This is a genomic window from Pseudoalteromonas sp. SWXJZ94C (assembly GCF_015864385.1).
Classification (GTDB): Bacteria; Pseudomonadota; Gammaproteobacteria; order Enterobacterales; family Alteromonadaceae; genus Pseudoalteromonas.
The window spans coordinates 1-20,600 of the sequence record NZ_JADYXF010000059.1 but is presented as its reverse complement, the minus strand read 5'-3'; the positions used below and the strand labels follow the sequence as shown (position 1 = coordinate 20,600).

Genomic DNA, 20,600 nt, shown 5'->3' with positions numbered 1-20,600 from the left:
AACTATCAGTTTTTTGTCAAAATATGCACGAAGAGCGAACCCAAAAAGAGATAAAGAAAAAGGACGATTAAAATGCGGCCTGAATCCAATTATCTCTTAATGTCTAACCTATGAATAATACTTAAACTGGAGTGCCTTTATTATAAAAAGGTACTTCAGTAATTGTATTTAAACTTAATTATTTTTTGTTAGATTTTAAATGCATAAAATAGAGCTAAAACTCTAAACACCTCTGGTCAGACCAATTGTAAACCTCTTTGTTTTCACTCTCTTTTTTATACCTAATTGTGTATTGTTTAATCTTCGTTCAAAATGCGTTACGCTGCTCTGATCATACAAATATACTGTAAATTGACAGCTATTAGGGTTTTTGATACCTTATTGTAAAATTTTGGTATGACCAATTTACCTTTTGGGTAAGTCATCCAACTCAAAGCCACGTTTTACGGGCTCTTGGTATTTATACAACGCGGACGTTGATTCATGTCTTTAAAGATTAAAGCAGCAAAATTATCTGATGTTATTTTACAGCAACTTGAGAATATGATTCTTGAAGGCTCGTTAGCACCAGGTGAAAAGTTGCCACCAGAGCGTGAACTAGCAAAGCAATTTGAAGTGTCTCGCCCGTCACTGCGTGAGGCAATTCAAAAGTTAGAAGCAAAAGGTTTAGTTACGCGTCGCCAAGGTGGCGGCACGTTTGTAAAAAATCAGCTCGAAGAAGGGCTTACTGATCCACTTTTTGATTTGATTAGTAAACACCCTGAGTCGCAGTTTGATTTACTTGAATTTCGTCATGCATTAGAAGGGATTGCTGCTTACTACGCAGCACTGCGCGGGACCAGCAACGATTTTAGCAAAGTGAAAGAAAGCTTTGATAAAATTGCCCTAGTTAATGATGATTTACAGCAAAAAGCAAAAGCAATTAATGCATTTCACTTTAGCGTGGCAGAAGCCTCGCATAATGTGGTGTTACTGCATTTAGTAAGAGGCATGAAAGCGCTACTTGAGCAAAATGTATTGCAAAATTTAACTGTTCTATTAAAAAAGTCAGATATTAGCAGTCAGTTAGCCCAGCACCGGCGTTTATTAATGGATGCCGTTATTGACGGTAATCCAGAACAAGCCCGTTTAGCAAGTAATGCGCATTTAGCGTTTATAGAAGAAGCATTACTTGAAGCGGGTAAAGAACATTCGCGAATTGAACGTAGTTTAAGACGCACCAAACAAAATTAAGCTAGTACATTGCTACTTTGAACACACAAAATTAAGTAACAGTGATATTAAATTAAACATTCGTATTTTAAACATAAGGAAACCTCCATATGTCTGAAGTCAATAAAATTGACGTAGACGCGCTAGAAACACAAGAGTGGTTACAAGCTCTTGAATCAGTTGTGCGCGAAGAAGGTGTTGAACGAGCTCAGTTTTTACTTGAGCAAGTGTTAGAGCAAGCCCGTTTAGACGGCGTTGATATGCCAACGGGTATTACCACGAACTACGTTAATACTATTCCTGTAGATCAAGAACCGGCTTACCCAGGTGATGTAAACCTTGAACGCCGTATTCGTTCGATCATACGTTGGAACGCGATTATGATCGTTCTACGTGCATCGAAAAAAGATCTCGACTTAGGCGGTCATATGGCGTCTTACCAATCATCTGCTGCATTTTATGAAGTGTGTTTTAACCACTTCTTTAAAGCGCCAAATGATGTAGACGGTGGTGACTTAGTTTATTACCAAGGTCATATTTCTCCTGGTATTTATGCACGTGCATTTGTTGAAGGTCGTTTATCGGCTGCACAACTAGATAACTTCCGCCAAGAAGTTGATGGCGAAGGTTTACCATCGTACCCACACCCTAAGTTAATGCCTGAATTTTGGCAGTTCCCTACGGTATCAATGGGCTTGGGTCCTATTTCGTCTATTTACCAAGCGCGCTTCTTAAAATACCTAGATGGTCGTGGCTTAAAAGATACTAAAAACCAACGTGTATACGCGTTTTTAGGTGACGGTGAAATGGATGAGCCAGAATCACGTGGCGCTATTTCTTTTGCTGCACGTGAAAAACTAGATAACCTTTGTTACTTAGTTAACTGTAACTTACAGCGTTTAGATGGCCCAGTTATGGGTAACGGTAAAATTATTCAAGAGCTTGAAGGCTTGTTTAAAGGCGCTGGCTGGAACGTAATTAAACTAGTTTGGGGCAGCGGCTGGGATATTCTTCTAGCTAAAGACACAACAGGTAAATTACTACAATTAATGAACGAAACTGTTGATGGCGATTACCAAACATATAAAGCTAAAGATGGCGCGTACGTACGTGAAAACTTCTTTGGTCGTTACCCTGAAACAGCAGCACTTGTTGCTGATATGACAGATGACGAAATTTTCGCGCTTAAGCGTGGTGGTCATGAGTCATCAAAATTATTTGCTGCATTTAAAAAAGCAGAAGACACTAAAGGTCGTCCAACTGTAATTCTTGCTAAAACTGTAAAAGGTTACGGCATGGGTGAAGCAGCTGAAGGTAAAAACATTGCGCACCAAGTGAAAAAAATGGACATGTCGCATGTTGCACATTTACGTTCACGCCTTGGTCTTGACGATTTAGTATCTGAAGAGCAACTTGCAGAACTACCTTATTTAGAGCTTGAAGAAGGTTCACCTGAGTATAAATACCTACATGCTCGTCGTGATGAACTTAAAGGTTATACACCTAAGCGTATTCCACGTTTTAGTGAAAAACTTACGTTGCCAGAGGTAGACGCGTTTAAGCCGCTACTTGAAGAGCAAAAACGTGATATTTCTACGACTATGGGCTTTGTTCGTGCACTTAATATCTTATTAAAAGATAAAGGCATTGGTAAAAACATCGTACCAATTATTGCCGATGAAGCGCGTACATTTGGTATGGAAGGTTTATTCCGTCAAATCGGTATTTATAACCCGCATGGTCAAAACTATACACCACAGGATCGTGATATTGTTTCTTACTATAAAGAAACTGTATCAGGGCAAGTGCTTCAAGAAGGTATTAATGAGTTAGGTGCAATGTCGTCATGGGTTGCTGCTGCAACTTCATACAGCACTAACGATTTACCAATGATCCCATTCTACATTTACTACTCTATGTTTGGTTTCCAACGCGTTGGCGACATGGCATGGATGGCGGGCGATCAACAAGCACGTGGTTTCTTATTAGGTGCTACTGCGGGTCGTACAACGCTAAATGGTGAAGGCTTGCAACACGAAGATGGTCACAGTCATATTCTTGCTAATACGGTTCCTAACTGTATTTCATATGACCCAACTTACGCGTTTGAAGTAGCTGTTATTGTACAAGACGGTATTCGTCGTATGTACGGTGATGACCAAGAAAATATTTACTACTACCTAACGCTTATGAACGAAAACTACCATCAGCCAGCTATGCCAGAAGGCGCTGAAGAAGGTATTCGTAAGGGTATTTACAAGCTTGAAAGTTACGAAGGTAAAAAAGCCAAGGTACAGCTATTAAGCTCAGGTACTATTATGACTGAAGTACGTAAAGCCGCTACGATTCTAAGCGAAGAGTATGGCATTGCGTCTGACGTGTTCTCTGTAACGTCTTTCAACGAATTAACGCGTGAAGGTCAAGATGTTGAACGTTTCAATATGCTTAACCCTGAAGGCGAGCAAAAAACAGCATTCATCACAAGCGTGTTAAACGACTCTGTGACTGTTGCAGCAACGGATTACATGAAAAACTACGCAGAACAAGCGCGTTCATTCATTCCAAGCAGCAACTACAAAGTGTTAGGTACAGATGGTTACGGTCGTTCTGATAGCCGTGAAAACCTACGTCGTCACTTTGAAGTTAACGCGGGCTACGTTGTTGTTGCTACGTTATCTGAACTTGCTAAACGCGGTGAAGTTGAGAAGTCAGTAGTTGTTGAAGCACTTAAAAAGTTCAACATCGACACTAACAAACTTAACCCACTGTACGCATAAGAGGTTTGCAATGAGTATTGAAATTAAAGTACCAGATATTGGTGACGACGAAGTAGAAGTAACCGAAATATTAGTAAGCGTTGGCGACAAAGTAGATGTGGACCAATCATTATTAAATGTTGAAGGCGACAAAGCATCAATGGAAATACCTGCTTCGCAAGCGGGTACAGTGAAAGAGATTAAAGTAAACGTTGGCGACACCGTTACAACTGGCTCTTTAGTATTTTTGTTTGAAGGCGAGAGTGAAAGCACTGGTGAAGAAAAAGCATCAGCCGCTGCTCCAGCTAAATCTGAAGAGGCAGCACCTGCTGCTTCTACAGGTTCTTCAACTAAAGACGTAACCGTACCAGATATTGGCGATGATGAAGTTGAAGTAACTGAAATCATGGTTGCTGTTGGCGACACCGTTTCAGAAGAGCAATCTATCTTAAACGTTGAAGGCGACAAGGCAGCAATGGAAGTACCTGCTCCATTTGCCGGTATAGTTAAAGAAATTAAAGTCGCCGCTGGCGATACAGTTAAAACAGGCTCATTAGTATTTGTTTTTGAAGTAGCAGGAAGTGAATCTGCAGCACCGGCTAAAGAGTCGGCTCCTGTAGAAGCGCCAGCAGCTAGCTCAACAGCAAACGCAGCACCAAGTACTAAAGAAGTTAATGTACCTGATATTGGTGGCGATGAAGTTGAAGTAACTGAAATTATGGTTGCAGTTGGCGATACGGTTGAAGAAGATCAATCAATCTTAAACGTTGAAGGCGACAAAGCTGCAATGGAAGTACCAGCTCCATTTGCAGGTACAGTTAAAGAAATTAAAGTAGCCGCTGGCGATAAAGTATCGACTGGTTCATTAATTTTTGTATTTGAAGTTGCAGGCAGCGCGCCAGTAGCAGCATCTGCACCCGCTGAAAAATCGGCACCTGCAGCAGCGGCTAAAACTGAGTCGGTACCGGCTCAAGCAGCACCTGCAAAAGCAAGTAATGAAAGCTTCACAGAAAATAGCGCGTATGCTCATGCATCACCCGTTGTTCGTCGTTTAGCGCGTGAGTTTGGTATTAACCTAGCTAACGTTAAAGGCACTGGTCGCAAAGCCCGTATAGTTAAAGAAGACGTGCAAAACTACGTTAAAAACTTAGTTAAGCAAGTTGAGTCTGGTCAATTATCAGCAGGTAGTAGCGCGGGTGGTAGCGAGCTTGGTCTTATTCCATGGCCTAAAGTTGATTTTGCTAAGTTTGGCGAAATTGAAGAGCAAAAGCTGTCTCGTATTCAAAAGCTATCAGGCAAAAACTTACACCGTAACTGGGTGCAAATCCCACATGTTACACAGTTTGACGAAGCTGATATCACAAGCCTTGAAGTATTCCGTAAAGAGCAAAATGTGCTTAGCGAGAAGAAAAAGCTGGGTGTTAAAATTACACCACTTGTGTTTGTAATGAAAGCAGCTGCAAAAGCGCTTGCTGAATTTCCAAAATTCAACTCATCGCTTTCTGAAGACGGCGAAAGCTTAATCCTTAAAAAGTACATTAACATTGGTGTTGCAGTTGATACGCCAAACGGTTTAGTTGTACCGGTGTTTAAAGATGTTGATAAAAAAGGCATTATTGAACTTTCACGCGAATTAATGGAAGTATCTGTTAAAGCACGTGACGGGAAGCTTACATCGTCTGATATGCAAGGTGGTTGTTTTACTATTTCAAGCCTTGGCGGTATTGGCGGTACGGCATTTACGCCGATTGTTAATGCACCAGAAGTGGCTATTTTAGGTGTGTCTAAGTCTGAAATGAAACCTAAATGGAATGGCAAAGAGTTTGAACCAAAACTAATGGTTCCGCTGTCTATGTCATACGACCATAGGGTTATTGACGGAGCCTTAGCTGCACGCTTTACTGTGACTCTTGCAAGTTACATGAGCGATATTCGCCAATTGGTGATGTAATCGTTAGATAATAAATAGAATCAAATCCCAGCCAGTTGTTTTTAGCTGGGATTTTTACCATTTGCAATGATACAATCTTTGTACGAATTGCATCACTTTGTGCGCTGCTCACTCTTTCTGCCTTGCAGAAACATGGCAGTTAAATTTTAGGGCAGTGTCCCGTTCAAACAATTAAGGTAAAAGCATGAGCAACGAATTAAAAACTCAAGTTGTTGTACTAGGCGGTGGTCCTGGTGGTTATTCTGCGGCTTTCCGTGCTGCTGACTTGGGCTTAGAAGTTACATTAGTAGAATCTCGTGAAACATTAGGCGGCGTATGTCTTAATGTTGGTTGTATTCCTTCTAAAGCACTTTTACACGTAGCTAAAGTGATTGATGACGCAGCTGAAATGTCATCTCACGGTGTTACTTTTGGCGCACCAAAAATAGATTTAGACCAAGTTCGTTCTTGGAAAGATTCTGTAGTTGGCCAGTTAACTGGCGGGCTAGACGGTATGGCTAAAATGCGTAAAGTTAAAGTTGTATCTGGTTACGGTAAATTTACTGGCAGCAATACTTTAGTAGTTGAAGGCGCAGATGGCGCAACAACTATCACGTTTGATAACGCGATTATTGCAGCAGGTTCTAAACCAGTTAACTTACCTTTCATCCCACAAGATGACCGTGTAATTGATTCTACTGGCGCATTAGAGCTTAAAGACGTACCAGAAAAACTACTTGTACTTGGTGGTGGTATTATCGGTCTTGAAATGGGTACGGTTTACCGTGCGCTAGGTTCTGCAATTGACGTTGTAGAATTTGCTGACCAATTAGTTCCAGCAGCTGATAAAGACATTATCAAAATTTACCAAAAATACGTAAGCAAAAAATTCAACGTAATGCTTTCAACTAAAGTTGTTGGCGTTGAAGCTAAAAAAGACGGCTTATACGTAACGTTTGAAGGTAAAAACGCACCAGCAGAACCAGTTCGCTACGACAAAGTACTTGTTGCAGTTGGTCGTACTCCGAACGGTAACTTACTTGATGCTGAAAAAGCGGGCGTAAATGTTGATGAGCGTGGCTTTATTAATGTTGATAAGCAATTACGTACTAACGTAAGCCATATTTTTGCAATTGGTGATTTAGTTGGTCAACCTATGCTTGCGCATAAAGCGGTTCATGAAGGTCATGTTGCTGCAGAAGTTATTTCTGGTCAGAAGCATTTCTTCGACCCTAAATGTATTCCTTCGATTGCGTATACTGACCCAGAAATCGCTTGGGTAGGTGTTACTGAGAAAGAAGCAAAAGAGCAAGGCTTAAAAATTGAAACTGCGGTATTCCCATGGGCAGCTTCTGGTCGTGCTATTGCATCATCTCGTACTGAGGGTTCTACTAAACTTATCTTTGATAAAGAAAGTGGCCGTATAATCGGTGGTGCTATGATTGGTATTAACGCGGGCGAAATGCTTGGCGAAATCGGTTTAGGTATTGAAATGGGCGCTGATGGCGAAGACTTAGCGCTTACTATTCATGCTCACCCAACACTTAACGAATCTATTGGTCTTGCAGCTGAAATTTTTGAAGGGTCGATCACTGACTTACCAAACAAAAAAGCAAAAAAGAAGTAATTTAGCTTTTTAGCGTTTGTTTGAAAAACCCAACTTAGGTTGGGTTTTTTTATGCCTATTTTTAGCTTAGCTCACCCGTCTGAGTTAGTCGGCATAGTGTTAATAGATGAATAATTTTTAAAACAAACTATTCTCAAATTCAAACTAGATAAATATAAGATTAAATAACGATAAGTCGTTACAATGCGCGCTTAATTAATTGAAGGTAAATACAGTGAAAAACTCAGTTTTAGCATTACGCGCTCAACAAATAAGTGAATCACGTCGTGAGTTTAATGCTCGAGGCGCAAAAATGGATCGCTGTGAGCAATGCCTAATAGCTAAGCATTACTGTATTTGTGAAGGTGTTGAGCATGCAGATTGTAAAGCAGCGGTATGCTTACTGATGTATCACAATGAAAGTTTTAAACCTTCTAATACAGGGCGCTTAATTGCTGAAATAGTACCCGATAACCATGCATTTAGATGGGATAGAACAGATCCTAACCCAGCTCTTTTAGCTTTGATTAGCGATTCACAATATCAGCCATTGGTTGTGTTTCCGGCTGAAGATGTAGAAGAGGGTAGAGCAATTACAGAAGTGAATATTGAAGAAGGTAAAAAACCTTTATTTATCTTTTTGGATGGTACTTGGCGTGAAGCCAAAAAAATGATTCGTAAAAGTCCTTATTTAGATAACTTGCCTGTACTTTCTGTTACTGCTGATAAGTTATCAGATTACCGCTTACGTGTTGCCCCTCATGCGCATCAATTAGGTACTGCAGAAGTTGCTATTATGGTATTGGCTCTTGCGGGCGAAATGGATGCATCTTCAAAATTAGAGCAGCATTTTATTAAGTTTCGTGATGCCTATTTATTAGGTAAGCGAAATAAAGGCAGACCGCTGTCTGTTTAGTTTGATGCTATGTATTTACAGGCTATTGACCTAGGTGAAATTTAGCTTTTCGTTGAATCGCTTTAAACCCCAGCTCAGAAGTAAGCTGTGCTACGGTTTCGTATATGCTACTTAAATTTGTATGAACTTCAGTAGACGAATCAAACCCATCTAGTTTCATTTGATTAGTGCTCGCGGTTATTTTAAAAAAATAATCGCAAATATTAAGCTTGCCTACAAAACGAGTGTTTTTTATAGCATTAGCGACTTTATTAAGTTGGTAACCAAAGGGGTCGACTCTTGCGTAGCTGCCATATTTTTTTGTTCTTATGTCACTTTCTAAGTTAATTATTACGTTAATAATATTTTTAAACTCATTTAAAGACATATTCAAAAAATCATAGTATTGAGTGTTCAATAATGTTTGATATGGGTTTTTCTTTACTAAGTAATCGTCAAAAGATCCAACTGATTGTAGTTGCTCTAGCGAATTTATTTTAGAAATATCAGCTGAATTGCTGTAGTTGAATTTTAAGCACATACCTGTGAGTTATTAACGAAGCTATGCTTACATATCGGCAGAGTGCTTAAGTAGTTTAGCTATTTTTTATAACTTTATTTTTACGGCATGTGTAGAGTGTTGTGCGTTGTGTTTTAAATGAAGAAAAGCGCGCTCTATTTCTAGAACGCGCTTGCGGAATCTTCTAATTTTCTGCATCCTGCAATTGAACTTAATCAACTCCAATTTTTACTAATCCATGTTTATTACTATATTACTTTTTAGTTCTATGTAATGTAGACCAATCCGGGTCTGTATCCTTTATTCCTAAACATCCTGTAGGGTAAATACTATTACCAAATCCTTATATTGCACTTCCAAGTGCATCCATTTTTAACAAATCCATTGTGTTACCTCGAAAGGCCTGTCCGTGTATTCCTTCAACATCCTGTTAAACAACTTAACCCGTGTTGTTATCCTTTTCGCGTCTTCCTAACGCTATCCTTTGTGCAACATTCCATTGCGATACTCATCCAGAGCCTGTCCTAAAATCCGTTCTGTCCTTAGTAACCTAATCATTGGTTGTTCGAGTAAGTAATCCATTTCCATTTACTCGATAAGCATCATTGCTTGCTTGATGTGGTAATTATAAAGAGCTTAGGCAACTAAAGTAGGACATAAACTGCATTTAATTTGTATTTACTCAATAGCAAAAACAAATAAAACCTTTAAATATAATGGCTTACTGGTTTTATGCTGGTTTTTTGTATAGCTTTTTACTCATTAGCTGCCATATCCGTGAGAGATCTCTTACACGGCATTTCCTTTTTGGACGCTTTTATCTGTTTACAATTATTTAAAGTGTGCACTTTATTGCTGATCACGATAGAATTATTTGATAATAGTTATTATTTAGGTGAAGTAATGAAAAAAACACTCGCTACCGTATTAGGGTTAGTTGTATCGGTACCTGCCTTTGCAAATGATGTCGTTAATATTTACTCTTTTCGTCAACCGTATTTAATACAGCCAATTTTAGACGATTTTACAAAACAAACAGGTATTAAAACCAATGTTGTTTTTGCTAATAAAGGACTAATTGAGCGTGTTAAACGCGAAGGAAAACACAGTAAAGCCGATTTGGTTTTAACCTCTAATTTTAGTGCGCTTGTTCAGTTAGAAGACCTAAATTTAACACAAACTATAAAGAGTGATAGCGTAAATGAAAATGTTCCTGCTGCTTTTCGTGATGGGGATGGGCAGTGGATTGCGCTAACAAAACGTGTACGAAATGTTTATTCATCAAAAGAACGTGTTGGTAAATTACCAGAGCTTACTTATGAAGATTTAGCTGATCCTAAATACAAAGGGCAAATTTGCACTCGCTCAGGTAAGCATCCGTATAACTTAGGGCTTGTTGCATCAATGATTGCCCATCACGGTGAAGCTGAGACTAAAACGTGGCTTGAAGGTGTTAAAAGTAACTTAGCGCGTAAACCTCAAGGTAATGACCGTGCTCAGGTAAAGGCTGTTAAAGAGGGATTATGTAACTTAGCGTTAGGTAATAGTTATTACCTTGGCAAAATGTTGCAAGATGACGAACAAAAATCATGGGCTGAAGCGGTAAATATTAATTTTCCTAATCAAACAAATCGTGGTTCGCATATAAATGTTTCTGGCGCTGTTATTACAAAGTATGCAAAAAACGCCGAAAATGCCTTGAAACTCATAGAGTATATGACCGACAATAAAGCACAAAACATGTATGCCTCGCTTAATATGGAGTATCCGGTTAAGGCTGGTGTTGAATTATCAAGTTTGGTTGCGTCTTGGGGAGGCTTTAAGGAAGACAGCTTACCACTGGATGAGATCAGTAAATATCGTCCGTTGGCACTTAAGCTGATTGATGAGGTGAAGTTCGATCTTTAATGACTTATAAATTTAAGCTGTCTAAATGGCAGCTCTTTGCGTGGTCGACAGGTTTATTATTGTCGGCTCCGTTGTTTTTTCTTCTTTTTGAATCTTTACAAGGCGACTCAGAGGTGTTTACTCACCTTTGGAATACTGTGCTTTGGGATTATATAACAAATACTGTACTGCTTATTTTAGGCGTGGGTTTACTCAGTTGTGCAATTGCATTGCCGCTTGGTTGGCTTACTGCGTATTGTAGCTTCCCAGGTAAAAAACAGTTTGAATGGGCACTTATGCTGCCCCTTGCTATGCCCACCTATATTATTGCCTATGTATATACCGATTTACTCGATTACGCGGGACCCATACAAATAGCACTTAGAGACTGGTTTGGCTGGCAGTCTCCTAACGATTACTGGTTTTTTGATATACGCACATTACCGGGGGCGATGGTGATGATTGCCTTAGTGCTTTATCCTTATTTGTATTTGATTTTTAAAACCGCATTACGAGAACAATCCTTTAAGTTAGTACAAGCAAGCCAATTGATGGGGCTTACACCTAGACAAAGTTTTTTTAGAGTGAGCTTAGTGCTCTCTCGTGGGGCAATTGTAGCGGCTTTAGCGCTAATTAGTATGGAAACGATGGCTGACTTTGCAACGGTAAGCTACTTTGCAGTGAGTACATTAACTACGGCTGTATACGACACGTGGTTTGGGTATTATTCACTAACAGCTGCCGCAAAAATATCAGGCGTTATGCTGCTACTATTATTTTTAGCATTAATGGCAGAGCGTTTTAGTCGTCGCGAGCAAGCGGTATTTGAGCGCCAATCAAGCGTTAATAGTGAATCCCTTTATATATTAAAAGGTAAGTCGGCTTGGCTAGCAACTGCTTTTTGTAGTGTTATTTTGTTTCTTGCTTTTGTGTTGCCCGTGGCAATTCTTTTAGGTTATGCAATTACTTATTTTGACAAAGCATGGAATGTTGAATTTTTTAGCTATGCTTGGCAAAGCTTAAAAGTAGCTGGCATTGTTAGCTTAGTCACAATTTTTTTAAGTATATTAGTTGTGTTTTATCAGCGGGTATCTAAAAGTACTTATCCACTTATACCTGGGCGCTTAGCAAGCACCGGTTATGCGCTTCCTGGTACGGTGCTTGCCATTGCAGTATTACTACCGCTCACATTATTAGAGAACTCTATTAACGTTGCACTAGAGCCTTATAATCTTGATATAGGTTTGTTACTTACGGGCAGTATTATCACTATTATTATTGCTTACGTTGTGCGTTTTTATGCGATTGCACATGGTGCAATCGAATCGAGTTTTTTACGTATTAGCCCATCACTTGATATGGCAAGCCAGTCAATGGGTAAAAGCCAAGGGCAAACGCTTCGCTTAGTGCATTTACCTTTATTACGCCGAGGGTTGCTTACAGCAGCATTGCTTGTATTTATTGAGTGTATGAAAGAGCTACCAGCAGCATTATTACTCAGGCCCTTTGGGTTTGAGAGTTTAGCTACGCATGTATTTCAATATGTAAGTGATGAGCAGTTAGAGCTTGCTTCTGTATCAGCCTTGTTTATCGTTGTTGTTGGGTTTATTCCTTTGTATTTTATTAATCGTTCTATGGAGCAACGTAGCTAAATGAGTAGTTTAATTTTGCAAGGCGTAAGCTATCACTATAATGGCACGCAGGTGCTTCATGGTTTAGATTTAACGGTTGGTAAAGATGAAATTGTGTGTTTACTCGGAGCCAGTGGCTGCGGAAAAACCACGACACTTAAAGCAATCGCTGGTTTAATTGAAGCTAAGCAGGGCAGTGTATTTATAGATGCAAAGCTGGTGAGCGATGGACAAACATTTGTATCGCCAGAGCACCGTAATATAGGAATGATGTTTCAAGATTATGCATTATTTCCTCATTTAACTGTTGCTAATAATATTGCATTTGGGCTAAGTAAAATGAATAAAGCTCAAAAACAGCAACGCGTTGATGAAATGCTTAAACTCGTGCACTTAATTGGTTGTGCCGATAGGTTCCCGCATCAACTTTCTGGTGGTCAACAACAACGTGTTGCGATTGCTCGCGCACTTGCTTACAAACCAAGTTTACTATTACTCGATGAACCTTTTTCAAATGTAGATACGCAAGTACGCTTTGAATTAATTGCTGATATTCGTCGAATTATTAAAACCCAACAAGTATCGGCTGTGTTTGTTACGCATTCAAAAGAGGAGGCATTTGCTTTTTCAGATACGCTTGCCATTATGCATCGGGGTAAAATTGCGCAACAAGGGTCGCCAGAGCAGCTTTTTACATCACCAAGTTCAAAGGAGGTTGCAGAGTTTCTGGGTCAGGGCATATACTTAAGCGCAAATGCATTAACAGCAACTGAATATAAAACGCCATTTGGTGTAGTCGAGTCTGATGTTTTACATAAGCACAAGGCAAGAGTTGGGCAAATATATGTTCGCCCTCATCAAATAGAGCTAATTAGCGACAACACAAGTGATAAACAAAGCGAGCGGGCAGAAATATTAAACAGTCGTTTTATTGGCTCTGCTTATGTTTACACTGTTGTGATTGCAGAACAAGAAATTGAAGTTGCTGCACAATATGGCCAGTCATTTGAGCAAAATGAACAGGTTATAATAAAAATAAAACCTCATACGGTGAATTTCTTCGAATTATAATTAACTTTAATTCGCCGTGTTTATTTGTTTATAAGCTAAGGAATAACAATGGCGCAAGCGCAATCAGGGATTTGTGCTGAAGCAAACTTACACGGTTTGCATTTATTTTTTAATGTATTTGATGGTCAAGATGAGTCTCTGCGCGCAAAACTAAAGCAAGTGAATGCGATTGAAGAAGAATTTAGCGATCAGTTTTCTGAATCAATGTTGTCTTGTATGGTTGCTATTGGTGCGCAGTATTGGCCGCATATTTTACCTGAATATATCCCGAGTGAATTACAAAGCTTTCCAAATATAAATCACAGCGATCACTCTATGAGTGTTCAGCCATGCGATTTATTTGTACAAATACGTTCTGATCGAGAAGACGTTAATCATTTATTTGCGTTGCAAATTTTAAAGCTATTTGCACCTGATGTAGAGTTGGTGGAGCAGATTCGTAACTTTCGTTTTTTGGATGGTCGAGACTTTAACGGTTTTATTTATGGTGGAGATACTGCGCTTGGAAGAAAAAAGCGTGCTACGGCATTAATAAATAAACCAGAGAGTTTTGAAGATCAAGGCAGCTATATCCATGTGCAGCGTTATAAACATGATTTAAGCGTATGGCAGCATTTGTCGTTGAGTGAACAAGAACAAATAATGGGTCGAACACGCCTTGATAATACACTGATTACACCAGCTTTAGAGACCTCTCATGCTGTACGTAACGAGTTAAAAGATGAAAACGGACAACCACTACTATTAAATCAAAGTATGCCTTACGGTGATGTTTACGAGCAGGGAATGTTGTCTATAACATGCGCCTCTACAGGTACTGCATTTGAAAAGGTATTAAAAAGCCGTCTTGGGGAAGGAGAGTGCTACGACCATTGGCTTGATTTTACTCAAGCCGATATGGGCTCTGCTTTTTTTGCACCCTCAGTAGGATTTTTAAAGCAGCTTTAAGCTTTTACTTAATTTATTAAACGTTATCAAATAAAAGTCGTACACGCTCCAGTGTTACGTCTATTTCAGATATTTTTGCAGGAGCGATAAATATTGTATCGTCGCCTGCAATTGTACCTAATACACCATCTGCTTTGCCTAATGAATCAAGTAAACGTGCTATTAATTGTGCAGCGCCAGGGCTAGTACGAATAATGATCATCATTTCGTTATGCATAATATCAATAACTAATTGGCGTAACGGACTCTTTGCTGTTGGTACACCCATTTCCGCAGGTAAACAGTAAACCATTTCTTGTTTTGCATTACGAGTACGTACAGCACCAAATTTACTCAGCATGCGCGATACTTTACTTTGGCTTATATTGTCAAAGCCTTGCTCTTTTAACGCGTCAACTATTTCGCCTTGAGAGCCAAAGTTTTCTTCTTTTAAAAGTGATTTAAATGCTTTTACCAGTGCTTCTTGTTTATCTTGTGGTTGCATAGCCTACATTCATTTTTTGTTATTTATGCTGTAAATTCTACACAATAATGAATAATTATGCAGTAGTTGTTTACTTAACTTGCCAGTTTGAGGTTATTAAATTAATAAGTTTACGACTATGGTCGAAAATATACTTAAAATAAGCAGGATAAATTTGTTTTTAGCTCTTAATTTCTTTATCTTATGTGCCACAAGTATTTCCTACCTCAAATTACGGAGAATTCCAATGAAAGTTACTGTATTAGGTGCTGCGGGCGGTATCGGTCAAGCGTTGTCTTTATTATTAAAAACAGGTTTACCAGCTGGTTCTGAATTATCACTTTATGATGTTGCACCAGTGGTTCCAGGTGTTGCGGTTGACCTTTCTCACATCCCAACAGATGTAAAAGTAGCTGGTTTTGGCGCTGATGAGTTAAATAAAGCGCTTGAAGGTTCTGATATCGTTCTTATCCCAGCGGGTATGCCACGTAAACCAGGTATGGATCGTGCTGATTTATTTAATGTAAATGCTGGCATCATCAAAACTTTAGCAGAAGGCATTGTTGCTAGCTGTCCTAAAGCGTTAGTGGGTATTATTACTAACCCAGTAAACGGCACTGTTCCAATTGTTGCTGAAGTATTTAAAAAAGCAGGTACTTACGACGCTAAACGCGTATTCGGTATTACTACTCTTGATGTGATTCGTTCAGAAGCATTTGTTGCTGAACTTAAAGGCGTTGACGTAGCGACTGTAAAAGTTCCTGTAATCGGTGGTCACTCTGGTACAACTATTCTTCCTTTACTTTCTCAAGTTGAAGGCGTTAGCTTTACTGATGAAGAAGTTGCTGCACTTACTCCACGTATCCAAAATGCGGGTACTGAAGTTGTAAATGCTAAAGCTGGTGGCGGTTCTGCTACATTATCAATGGGTGCTGCTGCTGCACGTTTTTGTATGTCTTTAGTTAAAGGCCTACAAGGTGAAGACGTTGTAGATTACGCTTACGTTGCTGTTGAAAATGGCGATGCAGAATACTTTGCACATCCAGTACGTTTAGGTAAAAACGGCGTAGAAGAAATTCTTTCTTACGGCGAGCTAAGCGCATTTGAAACTAAAGCAAAAAATGACATGCTTGAAACATTGAAAAAAGACATAAAAGAAGGTGTTGATTTCATGGCGTAATAGCCTAAATCAAGTATTAAAAAAGCCTGCATTTGCGGGCTTTTTATTGTTCGGAGTTTATGCACATAATATAAAGTGTTAAAGCTAGTGGTCGCGATCAACCGCTATGCGAGCAAGGCTTATTAATGCCTGCTTATAATCAGACTCAGCTAAAAAGTCTAAACATGCAATTGCTTTATCTGCTTCAACTTCAGCTTTTTTCATTGTAAATTCAAGTGCATTAGTCTGTTTAAGCGCAGATAAAATATCATCTAAGTGATCCATGCCATTACTATGCTCAATAGCATCACGTATAAGCTGCGTTTGCTGCTCGTTACCGTGTTGCATTGCATAAATAAGTGGAAGCGTTGGTTTGCCCTCAGCTAAATCATCACCAATGTTTTTACCTAACTGGTCGGCATCTGCATTGTAATCAAGTACATCATCGACCAATTGAAACGCAGTACCTAAATGCATACCGTATGCATTTAATGCGTTAAGAGTTGCTTGGTCTTGCTCTGTTATAATGGCAGCAAGCCCCGTTGCAGCTTCAAATAATTTAGCTGTTTTTGAGTAAATAACCTGCATATAACTCGCTTCAGTTGTATCAGGGTCATTACAATTCATAAGTTGCAGCACTTCACCTTCAGCAATAATGTTAGTTGCATCGGCTAGTACCTGCATAACTTGCATTTTACCAAGACCAACCATTAGCTGAAATGAGCGAGTGTAAATAAAGTCACCAACTAACACACTTGCCGCGTTACCAAATTCAGCATTTGCTGTGGGGGTGCCTCGTCGCAAATTTGATTCATCTACAACATCGTCGTGTAGTAACGTTGCTGTATGAATAAATTCGACAATAGTTGCGAGCGTTATGTGATCTTTACCCTGATAGCCAAGCGCTTTAGCCGCTAGAATAGCCAGCATTGGGCGTACACGTTTACCACCACTGTTTACAATATATAAGCCTAGTTGGTTAACTAAGGCCACATCTGAGCGCATTTGCGCATGTATAAGTTGATTGACGTCATTCATATCGCTTTTGATTAACGCCTGGATAGCTTGTATATCCATTGATCTCCGAGCCAATTTTTATGTGTGAACGGCGCAGATTGTACAACAAAAAAAGGGCTAGCTCGATATTTTGTGACGATTCGTTGAAAAAACACCTTTAAAGTTCTTAATAGAGGCTTAATTAGCAAAGATACTTGATTAATAGATAATCAAAACCCAGTCGTTATTGAGTTTAATAATTGTACCGCAGCGCTCATATTTAAAAGCATTAATTTATTTCAGTTAACAGCTAAAAAGCCCTTGGCAAAAAGGCTAATTAATATAAAATAGGGGAAATAATGAATTGTCCTCAATGTAGCTACTTTTTATTCTTTTTAATTACAAAACAGGGTTGCTTGTTTTTTAGCATTAGCGTAGACTTCGCGCCCTATCGAAGAATATTTTAGTTGTGCCGATTTGAGGGCACACAGACGGAGTTAATTATGTACGCGGTTTTCCAAAGTGGTGGTAAACAGCATCGTGTGACTGAAGGTCAAACGATTCGTCTTGAAAAATTAGACGTTGAAACTGGTGCGGCAGTTGAATTTGATTCAGTGCTTTTAGTTGCTGATGGTGAGAAGATTGAGATCGGTGTACCGTTCGTAAACGGTGGCAAGATAACAGCTGAGGTTGTTTCACACGGTCGCGGTGAAAAAATTAAAATTGTTAAATTTAGACGCCGTAAAAACTCTCGTAATCAAATGGGCCATCGTCAATGGTTCACTGAAGTTAAAATCACTGGCATTAGCGCTTAATTAGAGGTACTTAGAAATGGCACATAAAAAAGCAGCTGGTAGTACTCGTAACGGTCGCGATTCAGAAAGCAAACGCCTAGGTGTTAAGCGTTTTGGTGGCGAATCAGTTCTAGCGGGTAGCATCATTGTACGTCAGCGTGGAACTCGTTTTCACCCGGGCACAAACGTAGGTATCGGTAAAGACCACACTATCTTCGCAAAAGCAGATGGTAAAGTTCAATTTGAACAGAAAGGTCCTTTAAACCGTAAATACGTAACTATCGTAACTGAGTAATCAGTAAGGTAGTTAAAAAACCCCGCCTTTGCGGGGTTTTTTGTTTTCAGTTCTTTTGCAATATATACCTAAGTATTTTTTCGTTGTGTGCTCTAAAGGCTACTTCGGTATATAATAGTTAAATTAACAAGCCAATCCCTAAAGTGAGTAATCATGAAGTTTGTAGATGAAGTAGAAATTCGCGCAGAAGCTGGTGACGGTGGCAGCGGCATCGTGTCTTTCCGTCGTGAAAAATATGTTCCAGATGGTGGACCTGATGGCGGTGACGGTGGAGACGGTGGTAGTGTTTATCTACAAGCTGATGAAAACTTAAATACCCTTATCGATTATCAATTTGAACGCTTTCACAGAGCTGAACGTGGTACAAATGGTCGTAGTCGTAACTGTACTGGCAGAAAGGCTGATGACTTATTTGTTATGGTACCGGTTGGTACACGTATCATGGATGTTGAAACACAAGAAGGGCTTGGCGATTTAACTCAACATGGTCAAAGAATTTTAGTTGCAAAGGGTGGTTTCCACGGCTTAGGGAATGCGCGTTTTAAATCAAGCACTAACCGAGCACCTCGTCAAAAAACGTTGGGTACACCAGGTGAAGTACGTAACCTTAAGCTAGAGCTACTTTTATTAGCTGATGTAGGCTTGCTAGGCTTACCAAATGCGGGTAAATCTACATTTATACGTAGCGTATCTGCAGCTAGACCTAAAGTTGCAGACTACCCGTTTACTACGCTTATACCTAACCTAGGTGTAGTGCGTCCTGAAGCTAATAAATCATTCGTTATTGCCGATATTCCAGGCTTAATCGAAGGAGCTTCTGACGGTGCTGGCTTAGGAATACAATTCTTAAAGCATCTAGAGCGCTGTCGTGTGTTATTACACATAATCGATCTAATGCCAGCTGATGGTTCAAACCCTATTGATAATGCGTTTGCTATTATTAATGAGTTACATCAGTACAGCCCTAAATTAGCCGAGAAGCCGCGTTGGTTGGTATTTAATAAAATAGATTTATTACCGGAAGACGAAGCAAAAGCTCTATGTGAAAAAATTGCAGAAGAGCTAGGCGAAACTGAAAATATTTATAGCATCTCAGCTATTAATAAACTTAATACTCAGCCTTTAATTCACAACATCATGACGCTGCTAGATAGCATGCCGAAAGAGAAGTTTGCTGAAATTGAAGATGAAGAAGTTGAGTTTAAGTGGGACTCTTATCATAAAAAAGCCACTAAAGGCGACGATGATGATTGGGACGACTGGGATGAAAGTGATTACGACGTAGAAGTAGTTTACGAGCGTTAATTATAACTTATTAAATACAAAAGGAGCTTATGCTCCTTTTTCTTTGTTTAATGATAAAGTGCTAGGTGATAACTGTGATAATTTCAATGATTGCTGCAATGGCAAATAACCGTGTAATTGGTTTAGATAATAAAATGCCTTGGCATTTACCTGCTGATCTTCAGCATTTTAAAAAAGTAACAACGGGTAAACCAGTCATAATGGGACGTAAGACATTTGAGTCTATTGGTCGTCCTTTACCAGGTCGACGTAATATTATTATCACTCGAAATAGCGAATATCAAGCTGTAGGTATTGAGACTGTAACAACGCCGGAGGCTGCATTAAAGCTGGTTTGTGATGTTGAAGAAGTAATGATAATTGGTGGTGGAAATATCTATCAGCAATTTTTAGAACGCACAGAGCGTTTATATTTAACCTTTATTGATTTAGACGTTGAAGGTGACACTCAGTTTCCAGATTATCAAAAAGTAGCTAATTGGGAAGTGAAAAGTGAAGAAAGTAAACAGCCTGATGATAAAAATAAACATAGTTATAAATTCGTAACTTTATATAAAAACCGATAACATTATTGCGAAAACCTTAGTAGATTGGTACAATATTAACCAATCAATATAAGAATAAAGTACCAGGAAGGGTTTCCAATGTTTAAATTGCCAAAGCTAGTTGTTATTGCTGCTATAACAGCCGGTTCATTTGTTTATACAGCACCTGCAAATGCTGATGATCAATTAGCTGTATCTATTTGTGAGTATATTGCAGCAGACGACAAAAACCGTTTACGCAGTAAACTTAAAAGTTCTCGTGTAAAAATTCGTAATATATACGATGCGGTCGAATGTAATGGTAATAACTTATTACGCCATGCTGTTGCAAGTAGCGCAGTAGATACAGGTGAGTACATTGTTAAAAACTTATCTAAAAGCTCATTAGCAGATGGCGCAGACATAGCCTGGGCTGAGAGTAGCTATGCTAGCTCACCTCTTATTGCAGTAATTAAAGAACGCGCTGGTTTATAAGCCTTACTTTAATTATTGAAAAGCCGCATTTATTGCTAACACCGATCAGTTAAGGTATTTTTGATCGGTTGACCGATCTTTTGGTTGCTTCACAATACCCTTATCATCTTTTG

The 20,600-nt window shown here is 39.2% G+C and carries 18 protein-coding genes; 15 read left to right on the top strand and 3 right to left on the bottom strand.

Features of this window, described 5'->3' with window-relative positions:
* Nucleotides 1–483: 483 nt before the first annotated feature.
* From pdhR to I6F65_RS19090, 5 genes are all read left to right on the top strand, one after another.
* Nucleotides 484–1,233 (top strand): pyruvate dehydrogenase complex transcriptional repressor PdhR, encoded by a 750-nt coding sequence (pdhR, locus tag I6F65_RS19110; protein ID WP_007586129.1) that lies wholly within the window; start codon nt 484–486, stop codon nt 1,231–1,233.
* Nucleotides 1,234–1,322: 89 nt separating this feature from the next.
* Nucleotides 1,323–3,989, top strand: a complete 2,667-nt coding sequence (gene aceE, locus I6F65_RS19105) for a pyruvate dehydrogenase (acetyl-transferring), homodimeric type (RefSeq protein WP_197114417.1) — start codon at nt 1,323–1,325, stop codon at nt 3,987–3,989.
* Between the two features lie 10 nt (nt 3,990–3,999).
* A complete protein-coding gene (gene aceF, locus I6F65_RS19100; protein ID WP_197114416.1) occupies nt 4,000–5,919 on the top strand; it encodes a pyruvate dehydrogenase complex dihydrolipoyllysine-residue acetyltransferase in 1,920 nt (639 codons plus the stop codon).
* A 184-nt stretch (nt 5,920–6,103) separates the two neighbouring features.
* Entirely contained in the window at nt 6,104–7,525 is a 1,422-nt protein-coding gene (gene lpdA, locus I6F65_RS19095; RefSeq protein WP_166108827.1) for a dihydrolipoyl dehydrogenase, read from the top strand.
* Between the two features lie 214 nt (nt 7,526–7,739).
* Nucleotides 7,740–8,420: a tRNA-uridine aminocarboxypropyltransferase gene (locus I6F65_RS19090; protein WP_197114415.1), complete on the top strand. Its 681-nt coding sequence runs from the start codon at nt 7,740–7,742 to the stop codon at nt 8,418–8,420.
* Nucleotides 8,421–8,442: 22 nt separating this feature from the next.
* On the opposite strand, the gene I6F65_RS19085 is transcribed toward I6F65_RS19090, so the two are convergent.
* Entirely contained in the window at nt 8,443–8,940 is a 498-nt protein-coding gene (locus I6F65_RS19085) for a hypothetical protein (RefSeq protein WP_024611657.1), read from the bottom strand.
* 882 nt (nt 8,941–9,822) lie between these two features.
* On the opposite strand from I6F65_RS19085, the gene I6F65_RS19080 reads away from it, so the two are divergent.
* The 4 genes from I6F65_RS19080 to I6F65_RS19065 are packed head-to-tail and all read left to right on the top strand — an operon-like array spanning nt 9,823 to nt 14,456.
* Nucleotides 9,823–10,827 (top strand): Fe(3+) ABC transporter substrate-binding protein, encoded by a 1,005-nt coding sequence (locus I6F65_RS19080; RefSeq protein WP_197114414.1) that lies wholly within the window; start codon nt 9,823–9,825, stop codon nt 10,825–10,827.
* The gene (locus I6F65_RS19075) at nt 10,827–12,458 is read left to right on the top strand and encodes an iron ABC transporter permease (protein ID WP_197114413.1); all 1,632 of its coding nucleotides are present in this window, start codon (nt 10,827–10,829) and stop codon (nt 12,456–12,458) included. Before I6F65_RS19080 ends, I6F65_RS19075 begins: the two co-directional genes overlap by 1 nt.
* Nucleotides 12,459–13,508 (top strand): ABC transporter ATP-binding protein, encoded by a 1,050-nt coding sequence (locus tag I6F65_RS19070; RefSeq protein ID WP_024611655.1) that lies wholly within the window; start codon nt 12,459–12,461, stop codon nt 13,506–13,508.
* Between the two features lie 48 nt (nt 13,509–13,556).
* A complete protein-coding gene (locus I6F65_RS19065; protein WP_166108831.1) occupies nt 13,557–14,456 on the top strand; it encodes a Dyp-type peroxidase in 900 nt (299 codons plus the stop codon).
* A gap of 16 nt (nt 14,457–14,472) precedes the next feature.
* Here I6F65_RS19065 and argR read toward each other — a convergent pair whose 3' ends face one another.
* Entirely contained in the window at nt 14,473–14,940 is a 468-nt protein-coding gene (gene argR, locus I6F65_RS19060) for a transcriptional regulator ArgR (RefSeq protein WP_024611653.1), read from the bottom strand.
* A gap of 226 nt (nt 14,941–15,166) precedes the next feature.
* On the opposite strand from argR, the gene mdh reads away from it, so the two are divergent.
* Nucleotides 15,167–16,099, top strand: a complete 933-nt coding sequence (gene mdh, locus I6F65_RS19055; RefSeq protein ID WP_024611652.1) for a malate dehydrogenase — start codon at nt 15,167–15,169, stop codon at nt 16,097–16,099.
* 84 nt (nt 16,100–16,183) lie between these two features.
* On the opposite strand, the gene ispB is transcribed toward mdh, so the two are convergent.
* Nucleotides 16,184–17,155 (bottom strand): octaprenyl diphosphate synthase, encoded by a 972-nt coding sequence (ispB, locus tag I6F65_RS19050; protein ID WP_166108832.1) that lies wholly within the window; start codon nt 17,153–17,155, stop codon nt 16,184–16,186.
* Nucleotides 17,156–17,577: 422 nt separating this feature from the next.
* Between ispB and rplU the strand changes: the two genes are divergently transcribed.
* From rplU to I6F65_RS19025, 5 genes are all read left to right on the top strand, one after another.
* On the top strand, nt 17,578–17,889 hold the full coding sequence (gene rplU, locus I6F65_RS19045; protein WP_024611650.1) for a 50S ribosomal protein L21: 312 nt from the start codon (nt 17,578–17,580) through the stop codon (nt 17,887–17,889).
* A 16-nt stretch (nt 17,890–17,905) separates the two neighbouring features.
* On the top strand, nt 17,906–18,163 hold the full coding sequence (gene rpmA / locus I6F65_RS19040) for a 50S ribosomal protein L27 (protein ID WP_002957747.1): 258 nt from the start codon (nt 17,906–17,908) through the stop codon (nt 18,161–18,163).
* A 153-nt stretch (nt 18,164–18,316) separates the two neighbouring features.
* On the top strand, nt 18,317–19,468 hold the full coding sequence (cgtA, locus tag I6F65_RS19035) for an Obg family GTPase CgtA (protein ID WP_024611649.1): 1,152 nt from the start codon (nt 18,317–18,319) through the stop codon (nt 19,466–19,468).
* A 74-nt stretch (nt 19,469–19,542) separates the two neighbouring features.
* Nucleotides 19,543–20,034 (top strand): type 3 dihydrofolate reductase, encoded by a 492-nt coding sequence (gene folA / locus I6F65_RS19030; protein ID WP_197114412.1) that lies wholly within the window; start codon nt 19,543–19,545, stop codon nt 20,032–20,034.
* A 78-nt stretch (nt 20,035–20,112) separates the two neighbouring features.
* Nucleotides 20,113–20,487 (top strand): DUF3718 domain-containing protein, encoded by a 375-nt coding sequence (locus I6F65_RS19025; RefSeq protein ID WP_024611647.1) that lies wholly within the window; start codon nt 20,113–20,115, stop codon nt 20,485–20,487.
* Nucleotides 20,488–20,600: the final 113 nt, after the last annotated feature.